Below are 3,575 nucleotides of genomic sequence, written 5' to 3' on the forward strand. Positions count from 1 at the left end.
ACTCTTTTTATACTATGGGAGGATAAATTAATATAAGTATATAAGATAAAAGAGTAAAAGATATATATATATATATAAGTTATGTTGAAAAGATCCTCCCACATGATAAAAAATAGGCTTAGCCCTTACTGCCGCAAGGAATACAGCGGCTAGATGGTTCTCCCATTTTTCCTCCCATTTATCCGTCGCATTGGAGGTATGACCATTAAATCAGAACATGAGATTCAAAATGAAATTTTACTAGAGTTATCAAAAATTGGCACAACCGTCTGCCGAAGTAATGCTGGAAAAGTTAAAACTAAAGATGGTCGAACAATTGCCCTGTTTCCTAAAGGCTGGCCTGATATTACTGGATTCCGTCATTCGGATGGAAAGATGATATTAATTGAGTGTAAAAATAATCGTGGACGGCTACGTAAAGACCAGCAACAGTTTGAAAAGTTTATTAGCCAATACCCAGTTCTATATGGCGTTGCACGATCAGTTGATGATGCGTTGAAAATTGTAGGTGATAGTAATGCTTGATTATGATGCTTTAAATAAGCTAGAAAAACAATATGGCAATATTAAGCTAGTGCCAGAAGACAATCCGTTATTAAGTAAGCTTAGAAAGTCCGCGATTGGTAACGAAGATGATCCACAAGTTAGGTATCCGAAAACTAGTGCCCCTATTAGTCATGATGATGTGGTTGAGATTCAATACTATTGGATCATGGCGTTCACAATTCGCAAAAGATCGGTCGTCTAATGGGGCATGATCATACTTGGGTAACTAGGCGGTTAGCAGTGATGGGGCTTAGCACCATCAAGCATAAGCGACTTAGTAATGCGGAACAACGGCGCCTACATCAAAAGGGACGGGTGGCACACAGAAATGGAAGCGAAAACCATAAATGAAAACAATTAGTATTACGGATTTACGAGATAGCAACGTGTATTACCTTAGTAACTTTAGCTCAGAGTGCTTTAGCTTTAGTAAAAATGCCAATGAGGCAGCATGCTTTGGTCAACAGGATGGCAAATTTATTGGCCGCAAAGTAGCCAAAATTCTGAACGGTGTGGTCAAGGTTACAGATGTGGAGGGAGAAGCTAAATGAATCCACCGGCAGTGCTAAATTGCGAGAGAAGCTACGGGAGGCATAGTTATGGCAAAATTAGGACGCGACGAATTATATACAATGGCTGGAGTTAATCAGCATGCGGAATTTGAAAAATTTATAAGCGATTTGCTGTTTAAGCCAAAAGAACGCAATGATTTTTATAAAAAATTCTAACTATTAATAGTAATGTGTCAACAGATACGTTTCGTGAATACTTTGAAGAATATGCTGCCGAGAGAAAATCTCAACAGCAAGATTTTACGCCTGATTCTGTTTCTGAATTAGTATCAAAGATTACCAGGAATGATAATAGTAGTGAAAGTGGATGGTCTGGATATGATCCAACTGCTGGAACGGGATCGCTAATTATTAAAAAATGGAATGATGACAGATTAGCAGAAACGCCATTCAGCTATGCCCCACACAACTATTTGTATATGGTGGAGGAATTTGGAGATAACGTTATTCCATATTTACTACACAATATTGCGATTAGGGGTATGAATTGTGTTGTGATTCATGGTGATACATTAGAAAGAAATATAAAACAGATTTATTTTGTTCAAAATTCGCATGATGATTACATGAAATTCTCTGATATAAACGTTATGCCTCACACCGATAAAGTTAAAGAAAAATTTAACGTATCTAATTGGAGTGAAAAAGCTATTGAACATGTCGAGAGTGATAAGGTTGCATACATTCCGGCACTTCCAATGCACCGTAAACACATTTGATTAACTGGCTATGCCGGATAACTCGTGGTGATAGGCGAACAGTGATGATTAAAGTTAAAGTCAGCCACAGGCATATTGAGGTGGCACCGAGTGATGTTGAGATTGGGAGGAAAAATGATGGATAAATCAGTTTTAGAAAAACGCATTCATGATAAGGCAGAAGAACGGGCCGATAAATATTTTGAAACGATCAGGTCGTTTTTTGGGAACGAAAGAGAGTTGGTAAACAAGCTTGCTCTAAAACCAAGTAGTAAAGAAAAAATGTATTTTAGAACAGATCATTTTGGGAGCGGAATATTTGATAACCAAGAGACTTTAAGCAAACATACCAACTGGCAAGACATTCGTAAAGAACTCGTTGAGAAATATGAAAAAGAAGAAACTGACAATATTTTAGATAAATTAGATAGTATTAATTATCTATTGGAGGGGAAATGATGGTACCAAAATTTAGAGTGTGGGACAAAGCTCAGAATAAAATGCTGTTACCTGACAACATCGAATTTATTTATGGTCAAGCCTACTGGGCAGAGGCTAGTGCTGATGGGTATTACGAGTGCTCTAACGATGGTAAAGTTGATGGAATTTGCGCAATGTTTGAGCTTGAGCAGTATACCGGCCTGAAAGACGTGAACGGTAAAGAAATTTATGAAGGCGACATTATTAAATTTTTTGGTGCTAATAAAAAAATTAAAGCCAAAAATGAATTTGGAATTATTGTTTATAAAGCCGATAGATATGGAGCTGGCTTTAATTCGATTATTCAAAATAAGGAACATGGTTATGGTGGAATAAATATTGCACAAGATATTGTAGTTGGCAACGTTCACGAGAACCCAGAACTATTGGAGGGCAAATGATGGATATAAAATTTAGAGTGTGGGACAAGGTAAATAAAAGAATGTTAAACATTGATACGTTAGCATTGAGTTTTAGCCCTAAAGGGGTGCTAACCAGCATTTACACGTATGGCCCAGACTTTTCTAATGACCCAGATATACTTGGTGATGATGAGCCTGATTTAGACAGCGTAATTTTGGAGCAGTTTACCGGCCTGAAAGACGTGAACGGCAAGGATATATATGAAGGCGACATTATCAAGTCTAATTACAAATATGCTCAACCAAAAGTTTCACAAATTATCATCGAAGACGGAAACAGCTACATTCTGGGAGAAGACTTGGCTACCGGGAATGAAATGCTGGTTAGTGACCATATTGGTGAAATCAAGGTTATCGGCAACGTGCACACTAATCCGGAACTAGTGGAGGCAGACAAATGAACGAAACCGATGAGCAACAAAGATGTAAGTATTGTCATGAACCATTCCTGGATTTTAGTGGTAGAACAGATTATGAGGTTGATTTAGAAGACACAGCGTATTGCGGGACAGATGACGAGGGAAACTTAGAGTTTGGCGCTTCTTTTGATTCCGGTTGCGTAAGTAAAAGCGAAGCAGCAAATATTAATTATTGCCCGATGTGTGGTCGGAAATTAGTGGAGGCGCAGCATGACACACGAACAGATTGAGTATCGCAATTACGTGCTGCAAGGCATGGCAAGCTATGGTGGCGATGTGGCACAGGCGCTAGTGTGGTGCGGCAATCACTTTATCAAGCTGAACGGCAGCCAGCGCAACGCGATTAACAAATTGTCATCGAAGGAACGAAACCAGGTTATCCATGAGCTGACGATGGGATAAAATTCTTAACGAGCTTACACGGCCATTTTAGGAGGA

At 38.7% G+C, this 3,575-nt stretch carries 10 protein-coding genes; all 10 read left to right on the forward strand.

Annotation, left to right across the window (positions count from 1 at the left end; translation table 11 throughout):
* Positions 1-204: 204 nt before the first annotated feature.
* A complete protein-coding gene (locus tag JCM11969_RS16170; RefSeq protein ID WP_082615638.1) occupies positions 205-525 on the forward strand; it encodes a VRR-NUC domain-containing protein in 321 nt (106 codons plus the stop codon).
* Positions 518-748, forward strand: coding sequence for a hypothetical protein (locus JCM11969_RS16175; protein ID WP_054712875.1), 231 nt, complete (start codon positions 518-520; stop codon positions 746-748). Before JCM11969_RS16170 ends, JCM11969_RS16175 begins: the two co-directional genes overlap by 8 nt.
* Positions 749-893: 145 nt before the next feature.
* Complete coding sequence (locus JCM11969_RS16180; RefSeq protein WP_054712878.1) at positions 894-1,097, forward strand: hypothetical protein; 204 nt, start codon at positions 894-896, stop codon at positions 1,095-1,097.
* A 48-nt stretch (positions 1,098-1,145) separates the two neighbouring features.
* Complete coding sequence (locus JCM11969_RS20060; RefSeq protein ID WP_263850084.1) at positions 1,146-1,274, forward strand: hypothetical protein; 129 nt, start codon at positions 1,146-1,148, stop codon at positions 1,272-1,274.
* Between the two features lie 14 nt (positions 1,275-1,288).
* Positions 1,289-1,837: an N-6 DNA methylase gene (locus JCM11969_RS16185; protein WP_054712881.1), complete on the forward strand. Its 549-nt coding sequence runs from the start codon at positions 1,289-1,291 to the stop codon at positions 1,835-1,837.
* A 114-nt stretch (positions 1,838-1,951) separates the two neighbouring features.
* A complete protein-coding gene (locus tag JCM11969_RS16190) occupies positions 1,952-2,275 on the forward strand; it encodes a hypothetical protein (RefSeq protein ID WP_156319415.1) in 324 nt (107 codons plus the stop codon).
* The gene (locus JCM11969_RS16195) at positions 2,272-2,697 is read left to right on the forward strand and encodes a YopX family protein (protein WP_054712887.1); all 426 of its coding nucleotides are present in this window, start codon (positions 2,272-2,274) and stop codon (positions 2,695-2,697) included. The genes JCM11969_RS16190 and JCM11969_RS16195 overlap by 4 nt, the downstream gene beginning before the upstream one ends.
* On the forward strand, positions 2,694-3,119 hold the full coding sequence (locus JCM11969_RS16200; RefSeq protein WP_054712890.1) for a YopX family protein: 426 nt from the start codon (positions 2,694-2,696) through the stop codon (positions 3,117-3,119). The genes JCM11969_RS16195 and JCM11969_RS16200 overlap by 4 nt, the downstream gene beginning before the upstream one ends.
* Positions 3,116-3,367: a hypothetical protein gene (locus tag JCM11969_RS16205; RefSeq protein WP_054712893.1), complete on the forward strand. Its 252-nt coding sequence runs from the start codon at positions 3,116-3,118 to the stop codon at positions 3,365-3,367. The genes JCM11969_RS16200 and JCM11969_RS16205 overlap by 4 nt, the downstream gene beginning before the upstream one ends.
* The gene (locus tag JCM11969_RS16210; RefSeq protein WP_054712896.1) at positions 3,348-3,539 is read left to right on the forward strand and encodes a hypothetical protein; all 192 of its coding nucleotides are present in this window, start codon (positions 3,348-3,350) and stop codon (positions 3,537-3,539) included. Before JCM11969_RS16205 ends, JCM11969_RS16210 begins: the two co-directional genes overlap by 20 nt.
* Positions 3,540-3,575 lie beyond the last annotated feature (36 nt).

The organism is Secundilactobacillus paracollinoides DSM 15502 = JCM 11969, assembly GCF_001311135.1.
Lineage (GTDB): Bacteria > Bacillota > Bacilli > Lactobacillales > Lactobacillaceae > Secundilactobacillus > Secundilactobacillus paracollinoides.